The sequence below is a fragment of the Mycobacterium sp. genome, assembly GCF_035314905.1.
Lineage (GTDB): Bacteria > Actinomycetota > Actinomycetes > Mycobacteriales > Mycobacteriaceae > Mycobacterium.
Genome location: NZ_DATFYW010000228.1, coordinates 1 through 4,562 on the forward strand (window position 1 = coordinate 1; position 4,562 = coordinate 4,562).

Below are 4,562 nucleotides of genomic sequence, written 5' to 3' on the forward strand. Positions count from 1 at the left end.
CCGTGGCCAGCGTCGCCACCGACACCGGTGTGTCGACCACCAGCAACAGCGCCTCGAGCACCGCGGTCAGCTCGTCGTCGTCGAGCTGGGTCTGCGGTTCCAACTCGAGGCCAAGGTCGAGATCCGGGATTTCCTCGCTCATGAGTGGTCTTGCGCCTCTACCAGGTCGTCGGCTGCTGGACGGTCTCCGGTCCACGAAACCTGGAGCACACCAAGTGGTTCTGACTGCTCGAATGCTACCGCGCGGGCCCGGTACAGCTCGAGCAGCGCCAGGAACCGCCCGACGATCTCGAGCGGCTCGGCGCAGTCGGCGACGAGGTCGGAGAACGTCGCCCATGCGCCGACGCCGCGGCGCTCCAGCAGGTCGAGCAGCCGGTGCGCCTGCTCCTGGATCGACACCATCGTCTCGTGCAGATGCTCGGTCGCCACGGTCGGCACCGGCCGCGGCGTGAAAGCGATCGCCGCGATCTGCGCGAACCGCTCGGGGTCCACGCCGAGCATCACCTCTGGCAACAGATCGGCGTAGCGCTCCTCCAGCGACACCGCGCGCGGATAGCTGCGCAGTGCGGCAGCCTCCAACTCGGCGAACATCTCCGCGACGTGCTTGAACGCGCGGTATTGCAGCAGCCGCGCGAACAGCAGGTCACGCACCTCGAGCAGCGCGAGGTCCTCGGCGTCCTCAACCTCCCCAGCGGGCAGCAGGCGTGCGGCCTTCAGATCGAGGAGTGTCGCGGCAACCACCAGGAACGCCGTTGTTTCCTCGAGCTCGAGCCGCGGGCCGATCGCCCTGGTGTAGGCGATGAACTCGTCGGTGACCTGATGCAGCGCTACCTCGGTCACGTCGAGCCGGTGGGCGAAGATCAGCTGCAGCAGCAGGTCGAACGGCCCCTCGAAGTTCGTCAGCCGGACCTGAAATCCGCCCGCGGCTCCGACGTGAGATGTCGCCGGCCCCGCGGCTCCGAGGTTGGATGTGCCCGGCCCGGCGGCTCCGACGTCCGTCACGCGCCGTTGAAGCGGTCGATGACCTCGCGCGCGAGCGACCGATAAGCTTCCGCGCCGCCGGACTTCGGCGCCCAAGTCGTGATCGGCTCGCCGGCGACGCTGGTCTCAGGGAAACGCACTGTGCGGGTGATGACGGTGTCGAACACCAGATCGCCGAACCGCTCCACGACGCGTGCCATCACCTCGCGGGCATTGACGGTCCTGGTGTCGAACCGGGTGATCAGGATGCCGGTGATCCCCAGTTTCGGGTTGAGCCGGTCGTGCACCTTGTCGACCGTGTCGGTCAACAGCGCCAGGCCCCGCAGCGAGAAGTACTCGCATTCCGTCGGGATCACCACACCGTCCGCGCAAGCAAGCGCGTTCACCGTCAGCAGGCCCAGCGACGGCTGGCAGTCGATCAGCACGTAGTCGTACCGATCGAGCACCGGATAAAGCGCCCGCGCCAATGTCTGCTCGCGGCCCACCTCGTTGACCAGCTGGATCTCGGCAGCCGACAGATCGATGTTGCTGGGCACCAGGTCGAGGTTCTTCACGCGGGTGTGCACCATCACGTCGTCGATCGAGACCCGTGCGTCGACCAGAACGTTGTGAATCGTTGCTTCCAGTTCGTAATGCGGCACCCCGAGCCCGGCGCTCAGCGCCCCCTGCGGGTCCAGGTCCACCAACAGCACCCGTCGGCCGTACTCGGCCAGGCTCGCCCCCATGTTGATCGTCGATGTGGTCTTGCCGACCCCGCCCTTCTGGTTGCACATCGCGATGACCTTGGCCGGGCCGTGGCTGGTCTTCGGCCGCGGCTCGGGGATGTTTCGCGGCGGCCGTCCGGTCAGGCCGATTCCTGAGTGGTCTGGGTCGTCGGTCACACCCGACCATCCCTGGTCAGGGGGTGCGCGGTGGTGGCGGACATCCGACCAAGTTTAACGGGGCGGGTGGGCGGAAAACGGTGGACCGCGCCGAACGAGTTCCGCTTGAATCAGCGCATCACCAGCACGAGCAGGCTGGCCGCGCCCGCGAGGACGCAGTAGATGGCGAACGGCGTCAACGTGCGGGTCTTGAAGTAGCGGGTCAGGTAGCGCACGGCGAGATAGGCGCTGACGAAGGAGGCGATGCTGCCGGCCAGCACCTGACCGTGGATGCCGGCGCCCAGCGGACCCGCCAAGTCGGGAACCTTCAGGGCTCCCGCGGCCAGGATGACGGGCGTGGCCAGCAGGAATGAGAACCGTGCGGCGTCCTCGTGCGACAGCCCGCGCAGCAGCCCGGCCACTATGGTGATCCCCGACCGGCTGATGCCGGGCAGCAATGCGAGGATTTGCGCCGACCCGATCAGCACGCCCTGGCCCATCGGCAACCCGGACAGCCGCTCATCGCTGGGATCGAGTCCGTGGCCGCGCCGCTGCTCGACACCGGCATGACCGTCGGCCGCGGGCGTCAGGACCGGCGGCGCCGGCGCGCGCCGGCGCAGTCGTTCGCCGGCGTAGAGCACCACACCGTTGACGATCAAAAAGGCCGCGGCGGGGATCGGCTTTCCCAGCGTCGTGCGGAACAGATGCTCGAGCGCCAGACCGGCGATACCGACGGGAATGGTGGCCAGAATGATGAGCCAGGCCAGCCGCTCGGCGGGTGTCTCCACACGCCGATAGCGCACGGACGTCACCACGCCCGCCACGATCCGCGCCCAGTCGCGCCAGAAGAACACCAGCAGCGCGGCGGCGGTGGCGACGTGCAGCCCGACAATGAACGCGAGGTATGACGACTCCGGCGCCGACACGTTCAGATCGCGGGCCCACCGGCCGCCGACCAGCGCCGGTATTAGCACCGAATGCCCGAGGCTGGACACCGGAAACAACTCAGTCAGGCCCTGGAATCCGCCGACGACGATCGCTTCGCTGTAGCTGAGGGCACTCATCGGTGAGTCACCGTATCGCATTGCGGACATTGTCGATGGCGGCCCGACGCCTATCGTTCACAGCAAGTTGACACCACCGTCGGTGAGTTCGGCGATCGCTGGCCCGGAACCCGACACCCCGACGCGGCCTTTTCCAGGGCCGGTTTGCCAGGTGGCGGTGCTACCGTGCCCTTCTGTGTCGGAGCGCAACCGCCGACGGTTCATGGCGAGCCTGGCTGCGGCCGTGGTGGCCGGGGTGGGTTTGGCTCGCTGGCATGTCGACACCTCATTGCGGCCATCGGCCGCGCCGGCGGCGGTGCCGCCGAGCCCGGCCGCGCAGGTGCGGGCCTCGGCGGGTGTGCTGCCACCGCCATCGACTAGCACCCGGATCCGCCTGCCCGGCAACGGGGTTCTGACTCGCCTGCCGGGTCAGGGTGATCTGCTTGCGCTCACCGTCGACGACGGTGCCAACAGCGATGTAGTGCGCCTCTACACTCAATTCGCCAAGGACACCGGCGTGCGGCTGACGTATTTCGTCAACGGGACGTACGCCTCGTGGGTCGACAACCTCGCCGTGCTGCGTCCCCTGGTGGAGTCGAGGCAGATCCAGCTCGGCAACCACACCTTCTCGCACCCGGATCTGACCACCGTGTCACTACGCCGGATCGCAGACGAAATCGCCCACAACGACACGTTTTTGAAGAAGACCTTCGGGATCGATGCGGCCCCGTATCTACGACCGCCTTACGGTAGGCATAATCCTGCCGTGGATCGGGTGGCCGCCGACCTCGGCTACACGGTCAAGGCGATGTGGTCGGGTTCGCTCGCGGATTCCACTGTGGTGAAAGAGGATTTCATCGTCAAGATGGCGAACCAGTACTTCACGCCGCAGACCATCGTGATCGGTCACCTCAACCATTTGCCGGTCACCCACGTCTACGACCAGCTCGTCGAGGTCATCCGCTCCCGTAACCTTCGCACGGTCACCCTCGACGACGTGTTCCTGCGCCCGGCGAATCGGGCCTAGTGCGCGCGCGGGTGCGCGCCTGCCCAGACTTCCCGCAAGGCGTGCACGTTGGCCAGCGTGTAGATCTGTGTAGTGGTCACGGAGGCGTGTCCGAGCAGTTCCTGCACGACGCGGACGTCGGCGCCGCCGTCGAGCAGATGGGTCGCGAATGAGTGTCGGAGCATGTGCGGCGAGACGGCGCCGGTGATGCCGGCCCGCTCCGCTGCGTCCTGCAGAACCTGCCAAGCACTTTGCCGTGACAGCCGGCCGCCGCGGGCGTTGAGGAAGATCGCGGGGGTGCCGGGGCCGCGCCTGGCCAGTTCCGGCCGCCCGCGAACGTAGTAGGCGTCAAGCGCGTCGATCGCCGGTCCTCCGACCGGGACAAGGCGATGCTTGCCACCCCGGCCGCCCAGTAGCGCCGAGCGGGCCTCGGTGTCAAGGTCGCCTACGTCGAGGCCCACGGCTTCCGAGATCCGCGCGCCCGTCGAGTACAGCAACTCCAGCAGCGCGCGGTTGCGCAACGTGAGCGGGCCGTCCGCCGGGCCGTCACCGCCCGCGCCGGTCACCAGTGCGAGCACCTCGTCGACGGTCAGGCTCTTGGGTAGCCGCCGGCCCGGGGTGGGCGGCTTGACCGCCTTTGCGACGTCGCTGGTGGTCAATCCCTCGGCCGCG

At 67.8% G+C, this 4,562-nt stretch carries 5 protein-coding genes; 1 reads left to right on the forward strand and 4 read right to left on the reverse strand.

Annotated features, from left to right (window positions below; genetic code table 11):
- Positions 1-138: 138 nt before the first annotated feature.
- The 3 genes from VKG81_RS19905 to VKG81_RS19915 all read right to left on the reverse strand — a co-directional run bounded on the left by VKG81_RS19905 (position 139) and on the right by VKG81_RS19915 (position 2,905).
- The gene (locus VKG81_RS19905) at positions 139-903 is read right to left on the reverse strand and encodes a segregation/condensation protein A (protein WP_324398451.1); all 765 of its coding nucleotides are present in this window, start codon (positions 901-903) and stop codon (positions 139-141) included.
- 95 nt (positions 904-998) lie between these two features.
- Complete coding sequence (locus VKG81_RS19910; RefSeq protein ID WP_324398448.1) at positions 999-1,862, reverse strand: ParA family protein; 864 nt, start codon at positions 1,860-1,862, stop codon at positions 999-1,001.
- 110 nt (positions 1,863-1,972) lie between these two features.
- Entirely contained in the window at positions 1,973-2,905 is a 933-nt protein-coding gene (locus tag VKG81_RS19915; RefSeq protein ID WP_324398449.1) for an undecaprenyl-diphosphate phosphatase, read from the reverse strand.
- A gap of 202 nt (positions 2,906-3,107) precedes the next feature.
- Between VKG81_RS19915 and VKG81_RS19920 the strand changes: the two genes are divergently transcribed.
- Complete coding sequence (locus VKG81_RS19920) at positions 3,108-3,911, forward strand: polysaccharide deacetylase family protein (protein WP_324398452.1); 804 nt, start codon at positions 3,108-3,110, stop codon at positions 3,909-3,911.
- On the opposite strand, the gene VKG81_RS19925 is transcribed toward VKG81_RS19920, so the two are convergent.
- On the reverse strand, positions 3,908-4,562 hold a 655-nt coding region (locus VKG81_RS19925), incomplete at its 5' end, for a tyrosine-type recombinase/integrase (protein WP_324398450.1). The genes VKG81_RS19920 and VKG81_RS19925 overlap by 4 nt on opposite strands.

Excerpts from the sequence above, each read along its gene's own strand:
- VKG81_RS19915 (WP_324398449.1), bottom strand. The coding sequence starts at position 2,905 with ATGAGTGCCCTCAGCTACAGCGAAGCGATCGTCGTCGGCGGATTCCAG.
- VKG81_RS19920 (WP_324398452.1), top strand. The coding sequence starts at position 3,108 with ATGGCGAGCCTGGCTGCGGCCGTGGTGGCCGGGGTGGGTTTGGCTCGC.